The 17894-nt window shown below is 65.8% G+C and carries 17 protein-coding genes and 2 pseudogenes; 8 read left to right on the top strand and 11 right to left on the bottom strand.

The window, feature by feature from the left end:
* Positions 1-6: 6 nt before the first annotated feature.
* The 3 genes from AB0L63_RS16055 to AB0L63_RS16045 form a co-directional block, all read right to left on the bottom strand.
* The gene (locus AB0L63_RS16055; RefSeq protein WP_364500600.1) at positions 7-909 is read right to left on the bottom strand and encodes a hypothetical protein; all 903 of its coding nucleotides are present in this window, start codon (positions 907-909) and stop codon (positions 7-9) included.
* Positions 910-1307: 398 nt separating this feature from the next.
* On the bottom strand, positions 1308-2366 hold the full coding sequence (locus AB0L63_RS16050; RefSeq protein ID WP_364500597.1) for an enoyl-CoA hydratase/isomerase family protein: 1059 nt from the start codon (positions 2364-2366) through the stop codon (positions 1308-1310).
* 164 nt (positions 2367-2530) lie between these two features.
* On the bottom strand, positions 2531-2977 hold the full coding sequence (locus AB0L63_RS16045; protein ID WP_364500595.1) for a MarR family transcriptional regulator: 447 nt from the start codon (positions 2975-2977) through the stop codon (positions 2531-2533).
* 91 nt (positions 2978-3068) lie between these two features.
* Between AB0L63_RS16045 and AB0L63_RS16040 the strand changes: the two genes are divergently transcribed.
* The 3 genes from AB0L63_RS16040 to AB0L63_RS16030 are packed head-to-tail and all read left to right on the top strand — an operon-like array spanning position 3069 to position 4987.
* Positions 3069-3899 carry an SDR family NAD(P)-dependent oxidoreductase gene (locus AB0L63_RS16040; RefSeq protein ID WP_364500592.1) on the top strand — a complete coding sequence of 277 codons (831 nt, stop codon included), beginning with the start codon at positions 3069-3071 and terminating at the stop codon, positions 3897-3899.
* Positions 3900-3908: 9 nt separating this feature from the next.
* Positions 3909-4358: an SgcJ/EcaC family oxidoreductase gene (locus AB0L63_RS16035; protein WP_364500589.1), complete on the top strand. Its 450-nt coding sequence runs from the start codon at positions 3909-3911 to the stop codon at positions 4356-4358.
* Between the two features lie 2 nt (positions 4359-4360).
* On the top strand, positions 4361-4987 hold the full coding sequence (locus tag AB0L63_RS16030) for an NAD(P)H-binding protein (protein ID WP_364500587.1): 627 nt from the start codon (positions 4361-4363) through the stop codon (positions 4985-4987).
* A gap of 357 nt (positions 4988-5344) precedes the next feature.
* Here the strand turns inward: AB0L63_RS16030 and AB0L63_RS16025 are convergent, their stop codons facing one another.
* Positions 5345-5743, bottom strand: a complete 399-nt coding sequence (locus AB0L63_RS16025) for an LLM class flavin-dependent oxidoreductase (protein ID WP_364500584.1) — start codon at positions 5741-5743, stop codon at positions 5345-5347.
* A 325-nt stretch (positions 5744-6068) separates the two neighbouring features.
* On the opposite strand from AB0L63_RS16025, the gene AB0L63_RS16020 reads away from it, so the two are divergent.
* The 4 genes and pseudogenes from AB0L63_RS16020 to AB0L63_RS16005 form a co-directional block, all read left to right on the top strand.
* Positions 6069-6329, top strand: a complete 261-nt coding sequence (locus tag AB0L63_RS16020) for a LysR substrate-binding domain-containing protein (protein WP_364500582.1) — start codon at positions 6069-6071, stop codon at positions 6327-6329.
* A gap of 57 nt (positions 6330-6386) precedes the next feature.
* On the top strand, positions 6387-7106 hold the full coding sequence (locus AB0L63_RS16015) for a dienelactone hydrolase family protein (protein WP_364500579.1): 720 nt from the start codon (positions 6387-6389) through the stop codon (positions 7104-7106).
* Between the two features lie 195 nt (positions 7107-7301).
* A pseudogene (locus AB0L63_RS16010) lies at positions 7302-8042 on the top strand (sigma 54-interacting transcriptional regulator); the annotation flags it as partial.
* Between the two features lie 376 nt (positions 8043-8418).
* Positions 8419-9977, top strand: a pseudogene (locus tag AB0L63_RS16005) (hypothetical protein); the annotation flags it as partial.
* 120 nt (positions 9978-10097) lie between these two features.
* Here AB0L63_RS16005 and AB0L63_RS16000 read toward each other — a convergent pair.
* The 3 genes from AB0L63_RS16000 to AB0L63_RS15990 all read right to left on the bottom strand — a co-directional run bounded on the left by AB0L63_RS16000 (position 10098) and on the right by AB0L63_RS15990 (position 12569).
* Complete coding sequence (locus tag AB0L63_RS16000) at positions 10098-11147, bottom strand: alpha/beta fold hydrolase (protein ID WP_364500577.1); 1050 nt, start codon at positions 11145-11147, stop codon at positions 10098-10100.
* Between the two features lie 62 nt (positions 11148-11209).
* A complete protein-coding gene (locus AB0L63_RS15995) occupies positions 11210-11866 on the bottom strand; it encodes a PadR family transcriptional regulator (protein WP_364500574.1) in 657 nt (218 codons plus the stop codon).
* Between the two features lie 151 nt (positions 11867-12017).
* On the bottom strand, positions 12018-12569 hold the full coding sequence (locus AB0L63_RS15990; RefSeq protein ID WP_364500571.1) for a TetR/AcrR family transcriptional regulator: 552 nt from the start codon (positions 12567-12569) through the stop codon (positions 12018-12020).
* Positions 12570-12679: 110 nt separating this feature from the next.
* Between AB0L63_RS15990 and AB0L63_RS15985 the strand changes: the two genes are divergently transcribed.
* A complete protein-coding gene (locus tag AB0L63_RS15985) occupies positions 12680-13513 on the top strand; it encodes an NAD(P)H-binding protein (RefSeq protein WP_364500568.1) in 834 nt (277 codons plus the stop codon).
* 36 nt (positions 13514-13549) lie between these two features.
* On the opposite strand, the gene AB0L63_RS15980 is transcribed toward AB0L63_RS15985, so the two are convergent.
* From AB0L63_RS15980 to AB0L63_RS15965, 4 genes are all read right to left on the bottom strand, one after another.
* Entirely contained in the window at positions 13550-13843 is a 294-nt protein-coding gene (locus AB0L63_RS15980; RefSeq protein ID WP_364500566.1) for a hypothetical protein, read from the bottom strand.
* A 196-nt stretch (positions 13844-14039) separates the two neighbouring features.
* A complete protein-coding gene (locus AB0L63_RS15975; protein ID WP_364500563.1) occupies positions 14040-14645 on the bottom strand; it encodes a TetR/AcrR family transcriptional regulator in 606 nt (201 codons plus the stop codon).
* Between the two features lie 86 nt (positions 14646-14731).
* The gene (locus tag AB0L63_RS15970; RefSeq protein ID WP_364500561.1) at positions 14732-15142 is read right to left on the bottom strand and encodes an SSI family serine proteinase inhibitor; all 411 of its coding nucleotides are present in this window, start codon (positions 15140-15142) and stop codon (positions 14732-14734) included.
* A gap of 94 nt (positions 15143-15236) precedes the next feature.
* Positions 15237-17882 carry a primosomal protein N' gene (locus tag AB0L63_RS15965; protein WP_364501063.1) on the bottom strand — a complete coding sequence of 882 codons (2646 nt, stop codon included), beginning with the start codon at positions 17880-17882 and terminating at the stop codon, positions 15237-15239.
* Between the last annotated feature and the right edge of the window lie 12 nt (positions 17883-17894).

The following is a 17894-nucleotide window of genomic DNA, read 5'->3' as shown; positions in this document are numbered from 1 at the left end:
GATCCATCATGATCCTTTCTTCGGTCCGGCCGGACGCCGCCACGTCGCCGCGACCACGACCACGGCGCACACGAAAACGGCTGCGCTGGTGTTGGTTCCGCCGAGCCAGCTGGCTGTGCGGCCCGATTGCACGTAGAGCGTCGCCGCAGCCGCCGCGGCGAGTACGAGGGCCACCAATGCGGGTGGGCGGCCCCCCGATAGCGCGGCCACGAGCATCGCCGCCCCGGTCACCAGCAGCGCGAGCGCGCCGATCAGGTTGTAGTTGCCGAGTGAGAACTGCAGCGGCTCATAGCCGACAAACGCGCCCAGCGGCGCCCGCACCGGATTGTGCAGTCCGCCCAGCAGCGCCACGACCGCGACAACCACCAGCGCCACGCCCAATCTGCGCAGCAAACGCGCGGCGCCGCGGTCCGCACGTACTGCGTCCACGGCGGCGAACCGTCCCGCCGGGGTGAACAGCAGCACCGTGTGTATCGCGATCAGCATGATGTAGGACCAGGGCCATTCGCCGGGCGCCTCGGCGACCGACAAGGCGATGGCCAGTGACTGGCCGATGCCCAGCACCGCAGCGAACCGCACCGCCGTACCGGTCAGCAGCAACACGGCCAGCGCCGTCTCGACCATCAGCGTCAGCCAGCCGAACGCGGTGAACCACCGCAGCACGACATGCTCGACCAACCAACTGAACGGCGGCAAGACCGGATGCTCGACCGCCTGCCGAGTGAAATGGTACAGCGCGGTGTTGCCGTTGCGCCCGAAATCGGGCGGCACCTTCCACACCACGTTGTACAGCCAGATCAGCCCGGCCACGATCCGCAGGCACCCCACCGCGATCTCCGTCGCCCGCGCGGACACCGGATCGGTGCTGAACAAAATCCCGGCCCAACGTGGCAGACGGCGCGTGTCCATGGCTCACAGTCTCGGCTCCCGACCCGAGTATGTCCCGCAGGCTGGGCCCAAGGTCACCGTTTCGTCATGACTTTCGAGTGGAACATCGTCGACCCGGCAGACCGATGTGCAGGGAGTTCCGCCGTAGTCAGGTCCACGCTGATTACCGGAACCGGCGGGCACCATGAATAGCCCTTCATGCAGCTGTCCGGAATCCGCCGGGCTCTCACTTGGGAGCCGTTGCAAGGGCAGAATATATGGGTTTCGTATAGTCGAAGCGGCACCCGTGATTTCTGCGATTACCTGTCCTTTTCCGGCCGTACGGTCAGGACAGCTCCTCCATCGTCCGGATCGCCGCCACGGTGCTCGCTGTATCAATGTTGCTCGGGGGCGCGGCTATTGCTCCGGGTAGGTTGGTGTCAGCGCCCCGTGAAGGTGATGCCGGGCGAGACGTGGCCGGTGGCCGGTTGCTCACCGCGCGCGAGTGCGCCTAGCAGTGCGTCGAGGCTCTTTCGGGAGTCTTCGGTGTGAAACAGCCCAATGGTCAGGTCGAGCATGAGTTTGTCGGCTGCCGAGATGCCGCCCGCCGACCAGGCTTTGAGCACGGATTTGGCTGCGGCGTAGCTGCGGGTTGGGCCACGCGAGAGTCTCGTGGCCAGCCGTAGCGCGGTGTCGTCGAGTTGATCGTCGGGCACTATGTAGTCGGCGACCGTGGGGATCGTGATGACCGGGGTCGGTTCGCCGAGCATGACCATGCGACGCGCCGCGGACGGACCGATCAGACTGGCCAGGCGTTGGTAGCCGCCGGCCAGCGGCAGTTGCCCCCCGGTGACCTCCGCGCACCACATGACGGTGTTGTCGGCGGCGACGATAAAGTCCGCCGACAGCGCCAGCTCGAGGCCACCCCCGACGGTCTGGCCGCGGATGGCGGTCACAACCGGTATCTCGAGTGCTTCGATCGCGCGGTAGGTGTTGGTGATCTCGGCGATGAAGGTACGAAACCAGCTGTAGCTCTTGCCGGCCCATTCGTCCACGGCTGGGCCCACGGAGAAGTTGGGGCCTTCGGCCCGAACCAGTAGCGCTCGAATGTTGCTATCGCTGGCGTCGTGCACCGCAGCGGCCAGATCGGTGTTGAATCGAGCGCTGACGAAGTTGTTCGGCGGGCTCGTCAGCGTGATGTGCCCAAGGCTGTCAACGATGTCGAAACGTACGACGCTCACGGTGCACTCCTTCGAGGCGATGTGATCGAGGCTGTCTCGCACGGCCAGCTTAGCCTGGATCCACCGAAGTAAACGGCGGGTAGAGGCATGCAGAAATAGCGAAAGCGTCTTCTGACCTGGGATGATTGATGTTGCTTCACGCAGCAACCATTGCAGGATCAGGAAAGAAACTGCGGATCCAGCGCACCCTGACCGGCCCACCGCCCGCGGCATCGAGATCGCCCAGCAATCCACCGTGTTCTTCGCAACCTGAACCACCTCAGACCCTGGCCACCGCCGAAGCCGCAGGGGTACACGGCCACCACGCCCACGCCCTACACCAGTGGAAACCGCTGGCCATCGGGCAGTAGCGGCGACACACAGTGCAGGTCACGCTCAGGTTGTTGCGGGCTCGAATCCGCTGTATCGGCGTGGGAGGAGGCTCACTCGATTTCGCTGACGGCCTGCTGGAATGCGGTGGCGGCACGGTCGAAGTAGTCGAACAGCATGGCGCGCTGTTCGGGGGTGTATCCGGAGATGATCTCGCCGATCTTGCCGCGAGCCGGCGCCAGCATCCGATCGAGCTCGGCGGGCTGGCCGATCGGTTCAACCACTACTTTGCGCCGGTCGCCCGCGTCCGGCACGCGACGGACATATCCCCCCTGCTCCAACCGGTCGATGAGGCGCGTCGTCGGACCCGTGGTAAGACCGGTGCGGGCAGATAATTCCCCCGGAGTCATTGCACCGTCGAGGTCCAAGATATTGAGCGCGTACAGGTCGGTGGCGCCCAGGCCACACGCCCGCGCACCGGCCTGGGCATGCAGCAGCACCGCGCTCAGATAGCGGCGATAGATCGCACTCGCCTCGGCGGATCGATCTTCCGTTGACATCGGCAGCCTCTCTCCATAATCTCTTCCTCTATAAAGATACTTCTTTAAAGATGAAGAATCTTAAACAAAGTTAACACATCGGGAGGTTGCCATGGTCAGCGACATCGGATACCGAACCACAGAACCGCCACCGAAGGCTCTGGTGACCGGCGCCAGCGCCGGGATCGGCCGAGCATTCGCGACATCTCTCGCCGCGGCGGGCTACTCGGTCACCGCCGTAGCGCGCCGCCAGGACGCACTGGATGACCTACTCGCCCAACTCGGCAACGGGCACGATCACCTCGTCGCCGACCTAGCCGATCCCGCCGGACTCGCCGCCACCGCGAAATTGCTACACACGACGGACTACCGCCTGCTGGTGAACAATGCCGGAACCGCCGCTCCCGGCGACTTCTCGGCGACCCCGCTCGAATCCGCCTTCACCACACTGGATCTCAACTGCCGGGCAATGATCACACTTGCGCACGCATTCCTCGAAGGCGCCGAGCCGGGAAGCGCGTTGGTGAACGTGTCCTCCACCCTCGGACACACCCCCAAGCCCGGGATGGCCGTTTACAGCGCGACCAAGGCATTCGTCACCGCGTTCTCCGAAAGCCTGTGGCACGAGCAGAAATCACGCGGCGTGCATGTGACAGCACTATGCCCGGGTATCACCCTCACCGAGTCACAGACCGCACAGGGCATACCGGCATGGCTGACCCAATCACCCGAGCAGGTGGTCGACCGCGCCCGAAAGGCATTGTCCGACAAGGCCGGACCCGTTGTGCTGACCAGCCGGACCAACAGGCTGACCACAGGCGCACTACGCCTGCTCCCCCGACGCGTGAGCCTGGCACTGCTCGCAGACCGAGATCCAGCCGGGGTTGACACCATCACACCTCCTGGGCATCCAGGGCATCAACCCCAGACACTACAAACTTAGGGAACCGTCATGAACACCACCGCGCACACCGACATCGATGCCATCCGCGCCCTCATCGCCCGCAGCCAGGATGCCTGGAACCGCGGCGACGGCACCGCCTACGGTGCCTGCTTCACCGCCGACGCCACCGACGTCACCTACCCGGGCACCATCTACTGGGGCGGCGCGGAGATCGGCAACGCCCACCAGGTGCTGTTCGACAGCTTCCTGAAGGGCACCAAGCTGTGGACCGAGATCCTCGACATCCGCCGCTACGGCACCGACACCGCCGTCATCGTCTGCGCCGGCGAGTCGTCGAAGAAACAGCCGAAGAAGCTCGGCAAGCGCGCCACCTACACCGTGGTCCGCGACGCCGACGGCGAATGGAAGATCGCCGCGGTCCAGAAAACCCAACGCAAACCGCTTCTGGAGGCCATCACCTTCAAATTCCAGCCCGCCAGCCGTCCGGCCGAGCGCTGACCATGGCCGCCATCACCGTCATCGGCGCCACCGGGCGCACCGGACGCCTCGTCGTCGAGCAGGCCTTGGCCCGCAGGCATCGCGTCACCGCGATCACCCGCCAGCCGTGGGCCGACCCGCCGAATCACCCCGAATTGAGCACTGCCACAGTCGATCTCACCGATTCTGACAAACTCACTGGACTGCTGAACGGTCAGGATGCGGTCATCTCCGCGCTCGGCTCCGCCGGGCGCGGCCCGACCACCGTCTACTCCGCCGGCACCGCCGCACTCGCCGCCGCCCTGCCATCCCGCGCCCGGCTACTGGTGATTTCCTCGGCCGGGTTGCAGACACCAGCCGACGCCGGTCCGATCATCAGGGCCTTCGGCCGGCTGCTGTACCGGATCATGCACAGCACCTACGACGACATGCACCGCATGGAACGACAACTCGCCCGCAGTGACCTGACCTGGACTGCCGTCCGACCCACCCAGCTCACCGACGCACCGGGCACCGACCGGCTCCGAATCTCCCTCGGCGCCACCGAACGCGTCGGAAACCGCACCACCCGAACCGATCTCGCCCGCTACCTCCTCGACGCCATCGACGATCCGCACACCCACCACACTGCGGTGGCGATCTCGTCGTAATGCACGTGCCGACAGACCGGCTCAGCGGATTCCGACGCTGTTGTCGGGGCGCGCGAATTCTGCCTTGGCCCACCCACTTCGACACGGCTGACAAGGTCACGAAGTGGGTGACAATTCGCCCTCAGACAGTTTCAATTCAGCCACATTCCTTTGCTCGCCCCACTGAAAGGCAGGCGTTGAATTCGTTGACCTGCCGCCCATCACAGCCAGTAGCAGCGATTGCAATCGCAGAGGTTCGCAGGGTGAAAAGCGAATTCCGTACTGTCACAGCCGCGGTCGTGGCATTCGTGATGCGCAGCAGCACTCTTCGGAGACCGTCATCTCCCCCCAGAACCGTTGTAGCGCAGGGGCGAAGCATCACCCGTTATGTTTGTCGCGCCACGTTATCCATTTCCGCAGGGGTTCGAGGTCATAGTTCGGTCCGCCGATGGTCCATGCGAACAGCGTGAACCCGAGGTCACGGAGTTCATCGGGCGTGGCCATGGTGTCCGACAGCTCGGCCGGGACCGCAGGAGACGGCACAATCTGGCCGGAGTGTTCGATCTCCTTCGGGTCGCGCCCGATCGCGCGGCAATGCCCCTCCAGCACATCGATCTTGCGGCGCAAGGTATCCGAATCGCCGAACGCATGCCAGATATCGGCATGCGCCGCGACGATCCGCAGCGTCTTCTTTTCGCCGCCGCCACCGACCAGCACCGGAATCTTGCGGGTGGGCGGCGGGTTGAGCCTGGCCAACCGGTTCTCGATGCGCGGCATGGCTGCTGCAAGGTGCTTCCGCGGCGGCACGACGGATCACGTCGTACTCGGCATGCTGCAACTGCAGGTGTACGGCAATTCTGATTGGCCGATCGGTTGACGTCATGATCAAATTCCTTTCAGGCGAATTCTTCAATGACCAATTCATCTGACGTATCGTTCTGTTGATGCATCGACGAATTGCGCTGGTTTGTGGTGTTGACCGAAACCGGACATATGACAGACGTCGCAGCAGAACTCAATATCAGTCAAACCCACGCTGTCGCGAGCATTAGCGCGTCTCGAACACCAAGTCGGCGCGCCGCTGTTCGCCTACGGGCGCATCATGTTGGAACACGCACGACGCAGTCTTGCAGAAATGTGGTTGGCCAGTGAGCAAATCACCGCCCTACGCGATCCCGACACCGCCACCATGCGACCAGCGTTCGGGCGTTCAGTTGCCAGCTGGCTGGTTCCGGACCTGCCGCGCCGATTCCGCAGCGAAGCACCCCGGGTGCAGTTTGATCTGCGCGAGGGCGCAGGCCATCAAGTCTTCGAGCTTCTCACGACAGGGGAAGTTGACCTTGCGATCACCGGTCGGCCGTGACACGCCGGCGGTCGATCGACAGCAGATATCCCACCCCCACCACGAAGCGAGGATGCTATGACAGACATCACCCTCGAGACACCCAACGGAGACATCGACGCCGTGCTCGAAATCCCGACCGGAGACGGACCCAGGCCGGGCATCGTCGTTATCCACGACGGATTCGGACTGCGCGAACCTCACCGCGAGATCGCACGTCAGATGGCGGAGCACGGATACCTCGCCGTTGTCCCGAACCTCTTCGCCCGCGGCGGAGTGCTCCGCTGCATCCTAGGGGTCTTCAGAGACCTCATGGCATACCAAGGCCAAGCCTTCGAGGACATCGAGGCGGCGCGGAAACTACTGTCCGATCGACCTGACTGCACCGGCGCGATCGGCATCGCCGGATTCTGCATCGGCGGCGGGTTCGCACTCGTGGCCTCCACGAAGGGCTTCGGCGCATCGTCGCCCTTCTATCCACCGCCCCTGCACAGCAGGTACGCCGAAATCGTCGACGGTGCCTGTCCCATCGTCGCCAGCTTCGGCCAACGCGACCCGATGAACCGAGGCAGCGGCCCACTCCTCGAGAAAGTGCTGACCGAAAAGGGCATCCCCCACGATGTGAAGTCCTACCCCCACACCGGGCACAGCTTCGCCGACCGGGCACCCATCCAAACGCTCGCCCGCATTATGGGATTCGGTCAAAACGAAGAAGCCACCGCGGACGCATGGCGCAGGGTCTACGCCTTCTTCGACCAGCACCTGCAAACCACCGCACCGCGAACCGCGGATTCTTGACCGCCGGCGAACTGCAGAGTCCGGCTCGGAGCCGTCCAACCGCACCCTGTGATCGCGGGTCACGCCACCGCCTGCGCGGCTTCGACCACGCCCGCGTTGACAGGTATCGCACGGGTGGCAGCTAGCGCGCCGTCGGCCCGAACGTGGAGTCGTGTGCTCTGGCTGGCGGCCCGAAGGCGGCTCGCTCGAGCCGCAATGCCATCACCTCCGAAGGAGCGCGGCGCAGCGTCGACCGCATCGCCGAACCGACGTAGCGTCGATGGGTTGATTGTTCCTGAGCACCTGCCGACCACCGTCGGCGAGTTGCGCGCGGGCGGCCATCTGCCGCGCAGCGTGAAATCCGAGATTCGCGAGAACCTGTTGTCCCGGTTGGGTTCCGGCGACGATCCGTGGCCGGGCATCGTCGGCTTCGATCGGACCGTCCTGCCGCAGCTGGAACGCGCGCTGCTGGCCGGCCACGATGTCGTGCTGCTCGGTGAGCGCGGCCAGGGCAAGACCCGGCTGCTGCGCACCATGATCGGCCTGCTCGACGAGTGGACACCCGTCATCGCGGGTATCGAATTGGGCGAGCACCCACTCGCACCGATCAGCCCGGCCGGTCGCCGACTGGCCGAGGAAATGGGCGAAGACCTGCCGGTCACCTGGCGGCACCGGACCGAGCGCTATGCGAAGAAGCTGGCTACGCCGGACGCCTCCGTCGGTGACCTGATCGGCGATATCGATCCGGTCAAGGTGGCCGAGGGCCGCAGCCTCGGCGATCCGGAGACCATCCACTTCGGACTCGTACCACGCGCTCACCGCGGCATCGTCGCCATCAACGAACTTCCCGACCTCGCCGAACGCATCCAGGTCGCGCTGTTGAATGTGATGGACGAGCGCGATATCCAGGTCCGCGGTTACACCCTCCGGCTACCTCTCGACGTGCTGCTCGTAGCCACCGCCAATCCCGAGGACTACACCAACCGCGGCCGGATCACCACCCCGCTGAAGGACCGTTTCGGCGTGGAGATCCGCACCCACTACCCGCTCAGCGTGTCGGCCGAGGTCGCACTTGTCCGACAGGAGGCGGAATTGGTGGCCGAGGTCGGCAACCCGCTGATCGAGGTGCTCGCCCGGTTCGTCCAGCACCTGCGCGACTCGTCGGCGATCGACCAGCGGTCAGGTGTGTCCGCACGATTCGCGGTCGCCGCCGCCGAGACGGCGGCGGCGACCGCATTGCGCAGATCGGCGCTCACCGGCGAACGTCCCGCGGTCACGCGTCCCGTCGACTTGGAATCCGTCCCCGCGGTATTGCGCGGCAAGCTGGAATTCGTCCGAATACCAGTGGCGATCCGAAACCGCCAGGGAGAACTACCAGAAGATCCGCGACCTGCTCGGTCAGGAACTGCTCGAATCCCGGTTCCAGGGATGAAACAGGCCTTGGCGGACACCACCCCCGAGGATGTCGAACGCGTCGGACGAATGCTGTCCGATTTGAACGACCTGCTCGCGGCGCATGCGCGGGACGAGAACACCGAACAGGGGTTCGCCGAATTCATGGCCGAGCACGGCGAATTCTTCCCGGAGAATCCGCGTGATACCGATGAGCTGATCGACGCGCTCGCCGCCAGGTCCGCGGCCGCACAACGCATGCTGAATTCGATGTCCGCCGAGCAGCAAGCCGAACTGGCCGAGCTGATCGGACAGGCATTCGGCGATCCGCGCACTGCCCAGCAAGTCGCCGCCCTCGACGCCGCCCTGCGGGCGCGGCGGCCGGGCGAGGACTGGGAATCCGCCCAGCGGTTCCGCGGCAACGACCCGTTGGGCCTCGGTGCGGGCATCCAGACCCTGCAGGATCTCGCCGAACTGGACGCGCTCGCCGAGCAGCTCAGCCAGTCCTATCCGGGAGCCAGCCTCGAGGATATCGATCTGGACGCCCTGGCCCGCCAACTCGGCGTCGACGCGCGCATGGACACCGCTCGACGGGCCGAATTGGAACGCGAACTGCGCAGACAGGGCGTATTCGCACGGGCGCCGGACGGCTCGCTTCGGTTGACGCCCAGGGCTTTACGGCGACTCGGCGAGACCGCACTGCGCGCGGTCATCGGACAGTTGCGGTCTCGGCGCGGCGAGCGGGATACCCGGTTGGCCGGTGCCGCGGGCGAGCCGACGGGCGCCACCCGGGCCTGGCAGTTCGGCGATACCGAACCGTGGGACGTACCGAGGACCATGCGCAATGCGGTGCTGCGGTCGATGTCGGTGGGCCGTGGCAGCGTCACGCTCGACGTTTCCGATGTCGAGATCATGGAAACCGAGCAGCGCTCGCACGCCGCCGTTGCGCTCTGCGTCGACACCTCGTGGTCGATGGTGCAAGAGTGCAGGTGGCTGCCGATGAAACGCACCACGCTCGCGGTACATCAGTTGATCAGCACCCGATTCCGCTCCGATGCACTGAGCCTGATTACCTTCGGTCGGCACGCCACCACCGTCGATATCGGCGAACTGACTGCGCTGGAAGGTGTTTGGGAGCAGGGCACCAATCTGCACCACGCACTGCTGTTGGCCGCAAGCCATTTGCGCAGACATCCGGACGCGGTGCCCGTCGTGCTCGTTGTCGCCGATGGCGAGCCGACCGCGCACCTGGAGCCGAACGGTGCGGCGTGCTTCCATTGGCCGACCGCACCGCGCACACTGGCCGTGACCATGGCCCAGGTCGATGCTCTGGCGAAACTGGGCGCATCGGTCACCATCTTCATGCTCGGCGACGACCCGAGCCTGGCCGCATTCATCGATTTGGTGGCCCGCCGCAGCGGCGGTCGCGTGGTGGCCCCGGATCTGAACGGACTCGGTGCCGCGGTGGTCAGCGACTACCTGCGCGGCAGGCGCGGGTGATCCGCTCGGCGCGCTAGTCGCTGACCACGACCACCTTTCCTGTGGCGTGGCCTTCCTCGGTATGGACAGCGAACAGGGCGGAGGGTCGAGCCCTCCGCCCTGTCTTCCGAGCTGCGTCGGTCAGGAATGTCCGGCGATGATGACCTCGGGAATGCCGGTGCCGAGCGGAACCGCCCGACAGGTCGGAGCCGGGGCGTGGACCGGATCCAGCGTCCGCAGCAACAGCTCCTGCACGAATGCGTCGTAGACCATGTGGAAGTGACCGGTCTGGTCGGCCGCGCACTCGTCCTGCAATACGATGTTCTCCGCGTTCGAGCCGTGCAGTGCGATATTGCTGAACGGCTGGATCATCTCGTCGACCCGGCTGCCGATGGTCACATAGCGCGGGCCGGGCACGGTGTCACCACCCGCGTTGAGTTCGACCATCAGCGGCGACCCCTGCACCTGCTGCACCGCCGCGAGCGATGTGACCTGCGCGAAGGCCGGAAGCGCACCCGGAATGGCCTGCGCTACCGGCACCAGTCCGTACATGACGCCGCCGTAGCTCGGCGATGCCAGGCCGATCCACTGACCGACCTTCGGCGCGCCACCGAGCTTGTTGACGTAATAGCGAGTCACGGTGGCGCCCTGGGAAAATCCCACGATATCGACCTGGGTGGCGTTGGTGGCAGCCAATACCCGATCGACAAATGCGCCGAACTGGTGCGCGCTCACCACGATGTCCTCGGTGCCCCAGGTGTCTTTACCAGGTGCTCCACCGTAATTGAGCGCGAAGACGCAGAAGCCGAGCGCCGAAATTTGCGGTCCGATGGCCGCCCAGTCGGAGTAGGCCGAGGAATCGGTGCCGTGCGCCAGGACGATCGGACGGGGATGCTCGCCCGTCGGCTTGCAGTCGAAGTTATTGGTACCGGCCGGCGCCGCGTTCTTGTGCGTCTTCTGATAGACCGCGGCGGCCAGATGGTCCGGCTGGGCGGGACCGGTTTCGGTGGGTATATCCGGCGCACGATATCCGGGGATCTCCGCACTGACCGGCGGGGGGCCGGTCGGTTCGGCGCCTGCTACCGGTACCGCGCCGGCGCCGAAAAAGACGGCTCCGGCCAAGACACCGGCAGACACCACACGCCTGAACTGTGACACTCCCCAACCCCACGACCCGATCGGCTGTTCCATATCACAATGATTTACCCGATCGGCTCGAAAAGTGCACGTTCAGGTGATATTTCACATTGCCCCTACTTTTCGGGGGCGTCGTCATCCGCGAGAATACGGTACAGCGACTTGCGCGCCTCGGTGAGCACCTCCGCGGCCCGTGTCGCCTGCTGCGGGGTACCCGCCGCGGCGACCTGAGCGGCCGCACCCATCAGCTGCCCGATGAGCGCGCGCAGATCCATTGCCTGGCTGCCGACATCCTCTTTGACGTCGGCCCAGGGATCGCCGAGTTCGTCCCGATGCTCGGCGACGTAGGTCTCGCCCACGTCGGTGAGCTTCGCGGTCTTGCGACCGGCGACGCGCTCGATGATCAGCAGCCCCTCGTCCTCGAGCTGCGCGAGCGCCGGGTAGATAGATCCCGGACTCGGGCGCCAGACATCGTCGCTGCGCTCCCTGATCTGCTGGATCAGCTCATAGCCGTGCATCGGACGCTCGGTCAGCAGCAACAACACCGCGGCACGCACGTCACCGCGCCTACCTCGGCCACCGCGGCCGCGCCCACGCCCGAATCCCGGACCGAAGCCGGGCCCGAAACCAGGACCGAAGCCCGGTCCGAACTCGGGTCCGAAACCATGCCGCCCACCGCGGCGATGCTGGCGACAACCGGCGTCGCCCTCGTCATGACCGGGCTTCCGCCAGCGGCCACGACCTCTGAATTCTCCGTATTCGATGTTTTCCATGTCAGCCTCCTGGGACTCTTGCGTATACCTCACGGTATCAACGATATATCGGCAATGCATCGAACACAAGGGTGGTGGATGACACGAACCAACCAGTCTCCGCAAACCGAACGGGTCGCACATCAGTCGATGCGCGGCCCGATTGCTCGCGCTATGACGCGAGCGAATCAATCCAGCGCCCCAACCGGCGCCCCTCGGTCACCATGAGCTCAGGATCGCGGAAGGTATTGGTGAGCAACGAGATCCCCTGATATGCCGCGAACAGCGCAACCGCGAGCTCTCCAGCATCCACGCGCCCCATCGCCGTGAACTGCCGCTCGATCCAGTCGAGCAAGCTGCGCATACTCGCCGCCGAAGCCTGCTCCAGCCCGTCACCGCGTTTACCCAGCTCCGAGGCCAAGCTGCCAGTGGGGCAACCGAATTGCGCGGCACGGTCACGCTGGTGGACCCAACCGCGCACCAGCGCCTTCAGGCGCTCCCGCGGCTCGTCGTACTGCTCGAGCGCTGCGATCAAAATCTGCAGCGTCTGCCCGTGCGCGCCGAGGGCCGCCTCGATCAGCTGATCTTTGGTCTTGAAGTAGTAATACACGTTGCCGAGGGGAACGTCGGCCGCGCGCGCGATATCGGCGATCGTCGTCTTCTCGACGCCCTGTTCATGGAACACCTGGGCGGCGGCGGCGGCGAGGCGTTCACGTTTGCCCATGCGCCGCCCTTCGACTGAGTTAGTCATACAACTAACTATAGACAAGCAGACAATTCGTCGACTACGTTCGTTTAAGTCAGTCAACTAACTCAGGAGTGAACGTGATCGTAGTGACCGGAGCAACCGGCAATATCGGACGCACCCTCGTGCAGCACCTCGTCGCCGCGGGCGAACAGGTGACCGCCGCATCCCGCGGGAATCAGGACATCGCACTGCCGGACGGCGTCGAGCATCGCCGAGTCGACCTCGCCGACCCCGAAAGCCTCTCCCCCGCGGTCGAAAACGCCGATGCGCTCTTCCTGCTCCTCACCGGACCACAACTGGTCACTGGCCCCGATCCGGCGCGGTTCGTCGAGGTCGCCGTGGCGGGCGGGATCAAGAAGCTGGTATTGCTGTCGTCCCAGGCGACCGGCACCCGACCCGGACTTGCCTCGCACGCGCGACTGCACGCGTTCGAGTCGGCCCTGCAGCAGTTCGACCTGGACTGGACGATTCTGCGGCCCACCGGATTCTTCTCCAATTCCTACGCGTGGATCGAGTCGATCCGGGCCGAGCGGCTGATCGCCGCACCCTTCGCCGATATCGCACTGCCCGCGATCGACCCCGTCGACATCGCCGAGGTTGCCGCGACCGTATTGCGCACCGATCATTCCGGCCGCGTCTACGAGCTGACCGGACCCACCGCCATCAGTCCGCGCGAACAGGCCCTGGCCATCGAGGCCGCGCTCGGTACCCCGCTTCGGTTCGTCGAATTGACCCGCGAGCAGGCGCGTACCGGCATGTTGCGGTTCATGCCCGCCGACGTGGCAGATGGCACGCTCGACATCCTCGGTACACCGACACCGGCCGAGCAGCAGGTCAGCGGCGATGTCGAAGGTCTGCTCGGGCGACCAGCGACGTCGTATGCCGAATGGGCGCGACGTAATCGGGCGGTCTTCGGCTAGCCCCTGCTCGCCTGTCCGCCGATTCGGATCTGCTGCTCAGACTTGCGATCGTACGTCGACGCCGAGAGCGAGTAACTTGTCGTCGAGGTGCTCGACTTCGAGCGTCTTCTTATCGGCGATTGCCCGCCGCCTGGTACGCATCAGGGTATCGATATCGGCACCAGTTTCTGGCAGACCATCGACCCAGCGGATGAAGTCCGCGCGATACGGGTCGTTCTGCTCGAGCCAGGGGTAGCCGCGGTCGCGGAAGGCTTGTTCGATAGCCTGGCCGCTCGAGTCGGTTGCGCGAAAACGTGCCAGCCGCAGTCGATTTCGATCGATGACAACCAAGTCCGCGTGCTCGCGGAAGACCGCGGCGATCTCGGCGCGCGATACGTTCCGGGGATCTCGTGCACGGTATCGACCAGCCACTGGCCGACGAACGGGACGGCGAAACCGATCCCGCACCCCAGGGCGAGCCCGCCGAGGCCGAACAGTCAGAGCCAGACGGTGGAGAAACGCAGCACCGTGGGTGCGGATGTGGTGGTCATCGGTCCTGCGATCCGAAAGGGCGTAGGAGGCGTGAGACGGTGGCGCCCCCCAGCGGTCGCGGATCGTTCGGACGATCCGGATCGGCATTGAGGAAGGCTGCATCAATGACCGACAAGATCCAGCGGGCGGTCTCCTCGGGATCGAATCCGGGATCAATACGACCCTGGTCGATGCCACGTTCGAGCAGCGTCGTGAGCGCCGCCGCACTGAGGCGCGCATCCTCCATAGCGACCGCGAGGAGTTCTTCGTCGTGCTCGATACGTCGCAACAGTTCCACCGTGAGCCCCGGTGCGACCGGATCGAGCACCTCACCGGCGAGCGCGTCGACGATGTCGAGGATCGCGTCGAGGCAATCGGTGCGATCGATATGCCGGGAAATGAGTTCGGTGTGCTCGGGAATCGACAGTTCGAAGATCGATCGGAAGACCGCGGCCTTGTCCTGGAAGTAATAGAACATGCTGCCCGAGGTGAGTCCCGCCTTGTGGGCGATCTGCGTGGCAGTGGTGCGCTCGTACCCCTGCGTCGCGAACAGTTCGGTCGCGGCTTGCGTTATGGCGGTGCGCCTTTCGGCGACGCGCTGCGGGTCGACGGTGCGGGCCATGCTTCGAAATAACTCCCAGTCAGCAAGGCCCACGCCTTAGCGGCAGCTGGGACTGCCGTGAAAGAACGTAGCCTGCCGAAGATCGATCAGCCGGTGACAAAATCGAAGACCGGCGTGGTAGCGGCACGCAACTCGCAGCTGTTGCCGAAGGTCTTCTGCCACTGGACATTTCGGCCGCGCCAAGTGCCGGTGACCGTCGCGGTGACCGGATCGTAGATCTCCATGCACAACCCGCCGGGATCACCGACGAGCTTGTCGAAGGCGCCGTCCGCGTTCGCCAGCGCCGCGCACGCCGCACTCGCTGCGGGGTGGCTGCCGGCCGTCGGATCACAAGTCAGCGTGACCTGCTCCGCACCAGGACTCTGGACCTCTCCCTTGCTGACGCCCAGCGACAACTCGGACAGTCCAGGATCGGCACCTGCCGGTGTCGCCGATAATCCCGCAGCCGCAACCGCAAGGCAGATGGTCGCGATCGTACGAAGCGAGTGGCTGATCATTCTTTCCACTCAACCACAGCACGCACCAGACCACGATCGGCCAGCACAAGTCGGCACGTCGCGACAATGTTCGCAGCGAATGGCGGGGCGAGTATCAGCCGATATCGACCGGATCGATTTGCACGCGGAGTGGAGCGTCGGAGCGGTGGGTACTGCGGATGGCCTGGGCGGCGGTGAGGGCGCGGGCCAAGGCGGCACCGGAAGTGCGGTGCACGCGCAAGAGCATGCGTTCGACCTCGGCAGGGGTATCGCCGCTGTCGAAGGGTTTGCGGGCGCCGGGTGGGAGTGGTACCGGGCCCAGGAGGTCGACGTTGTCCGGAAGCTTTGCGGCGGATAGCAATTCGGCAATGGAATCGGAAGTGCCATCGATGGCGGCCATGCGGACGGTGGGCGGAAAGCCGACCTCGGCGCGGCCCGCCAGCTCGGCTCGAGCATGGCCGACTGGATCCCAGCGCAGCAATGCCTGCACGGTCGGTAGCGAAGGTTCGGCCATGACGATCACTTGGCCGTGGGTGCGGACCAGAGTGGCGGCAGACATCCAGCGGCGCAGCGTGTCCTCGGTGGCCCGCAGGTCGGCGCGGCTGAGCAGCGCCCAACCGTCGAGCAGCAGGGCGACACCGTAACCGCCGGGCAGCACCGGTTCGGCTCCGACGGTCGCGACGATCACCTGCGGGCCGGGTTCCACCGTATCGAGGATCGCGCCGCCGCTCGACCCGCGGATCGGCACGCCCGGAAATGCGCGGCCGAGTTCCTCGGCGGTGCGTGCCGCACCGATCACCACCGCGCGCAGGGATCTGGAAGCGCAGGCGGGACAACGGAATGCGGCCTCGGTGATACCACACCACCGGCACACCGGACTGTGCGCGGTCTCACCGCGGTGCCCCGCTCGCCCATCCGGCAGGGCAAGTGGTCCGTTGCAGCGCCGACATCGAGCTGGCGTTCGGCATTTCGCGCAGGCGAGCGCCGGAATATACCCCCGCCGCGGCACCTGCACCAGCACCGCGGCCCCCTCCGCGAGTGCCGATCGCGCGGCGGCATATCCCACAGCGGGTATGCGCACCGCCCGCGCGACGGGATCGCGTTCCATCGCGATATCGGAGTCACCCGGAGCGCTGATACGCGGGGAAAACTTGCGTACCACAGCCCGATCGGCGAGCAGATCATGCGCCCACCCCGAATCGACCACCGCCTGGATCTCCGCCGTCCGCGCGAATCCGGCCGCCACGAACGCCGCCCCGGTCTCGTGCGCCCGCAGCATGGCGACCTCGCGCGCATGCGGATACGGCGCCCGCGGCTCGGCGTAGGTGTCGTCCCCGTCATCCCAGATGGCGATCAACCCGAGATCAGCGGCGGGCGCGAACACCGCACTGCGCGTCCCCACGATCACCCGCGCGGTCCCCCGCAACGCCGCCAACCACCGCCGATACCGCGCGGCAGGACCCAACCCCGCCGCCAACCCGACCGCCGAATCCCCCACCAGCCGAACACATTCCGTCAGTACCCGATCCAGATCCCGCTGATCCGGCACCATCAGAATCGCGCTGCGCCCCCGCCCCGCCACCACCGCGGCCAATTCCGCCAACCGCCGCGCCCAGTCCTCCCCCGGCACCGCCTGCCAACCGGCCCGCACCCCCTTTCCCTGCCCCAATGCGGACACAAACGCCGCCCCATGGACATACCGCTCCCACGGACCGACATCGACCCCGTCCGGCACGGTCCCCGCGCCACCCGAATCAGTCGACGCCGCCGCGGCATTCACCGATTTCGCGGATTCGGCCGTAACGGCACCGCGCAGATCTGCTGGTACGCCACCACCCTCCGGCTCCGCATCCCCAACCGCACCACCGGTAGCGACAGAGCCGGCGCCGGCTCGCAGATGCGACATCGCGACACCCGAATTCGCCACCGATTCGACGGAATCCGTCGGCGACGGCTCCGATCCAGCAGCCGCATCCGTCACATAATCGGTGTATCGCGATGCCACCGGAGCGCTACGGACACGATCGCCTGCCACGTCGACCGCCCCACTCGCCGTCCGCATATCGGGCGAACTAGCTGGCGCCGCTGCCGAGTCATTCGGTATACCCGGTGATCCCGACACGAACGAGGCACTATGCGGATGGCCAACTACCAGAGCGTCGGGTCGGGCAACGGCGGATGGTGAATCAGCCACGCATGCAACCGGTTCCGCCGCGGAATTGTCGGCGAGATCGCTGTCGAGCGGCGCGCGCAAGGAACCGGATGCGACGACTCGCCCGCGCGAAGGTGTGACCGTCTTGGCTGTTCGGCTCACAGAGCTGCCCGGACCGCCGTCCGCCGAATCGGCCGAATCATCCTGCGGTTCTTTGGATTCGGCCGATTTCTTCGAGCCGCCGCTCTCGGTGCGGGCATGCCGGGGCGGGATGGCCAGGCGCAGAACGTCCGCGCGGGTGCCCGCGTAGCGGGCGGCCACGGCAGTGGCCAGCTGCAAGATTTCCGGGGTCAGGACGCGTTCAGCGGAGACCACGCGTTCGAGTTTGACCATCTTGCCGGTGTGGTCGCTGTGCGACAGGCGCGCCAGAATATAGCCGTCAACAAGGCGGCCCGCGAAGCGGACCCGGACTCGGACGCCGGGCTGGGCGATCTCCTCCAACTCCGGCGGCACCACATAGTCGAAGTCGCGGTCCAGGTGCGCAGGCGACAACAGCGGGAGCACCCGTGCGATCGGGTGTCCCGCTGCTGTCGAATCATGCGCCGCCATGACTCCGGCACC

The sequence above is a fragment of the Nocardia sp. NPDC051990 genome, assembly GCF_040680755.1.
Classification (GTDB): domain Bacteria; phylum Actinomycetota; class Actinomycetes; order Mycobacteriales; family Mycobacteriaceae; genus Nocardia.
Note: the sequence above shows the minus strand (reverse complement) of the source record. Positions and strands in the feature narration are given on the sequence as shown.